This window comes from Microvirga antarctica, from assembly GCF_017921815.1.
In the GTDB taxonomy this organism is placed as follows: Bacteria; Pseudomonadota; Alphaproteobacteria; order Rhizobiales; family Beijerinckiaceae; genus Microvirga; species Microvirga antarctica.
Map to the genome: position 1 here is coordinate 1 of NZ_JAGEMM010000128.1, position 287 is coordinate 287.

The following is a 287-nucleotide window of genomic DNA, read 5'->3' on the forward strand; positions in this document are numbered from 1 at the left end:
AACGCATTTGATGAGCCCGGCGATGGTTGCGGCGGCGGCGGTAGCGGGGCATCTGGTCGATGTTCGGTCATTACTTCAGGCAGGGGAATAAGATGGATACGTTTAAGCAAATCAGCGGGCGAATTGCGCCGATGCTGGAACCGAATATCGACACTGATGTGATTATGCCAAAACAGTTCCTGAAAGGGATCGATCGCCAGGGGCTGGATAAAGGGGTGTTTTTCGATCGTCGATTTATGGCTGGCGGCCAACCAAATCCTGATTTTATTCTGAACATGCCGGGCTGG

The 287-nt window shown here is 52.6% G+C and carries 1 pseudogene; it reads left to right on the forward strand.

From position 1 onward, the window contains the following. Positions 1–92: 92 nt before the first annotated feature. Positions 93–287: pseudogene (locus tag J4G32_RS21150) on the forward strand (3-isopropylmalate dehydratase small subunit); the annotation flags it as partial.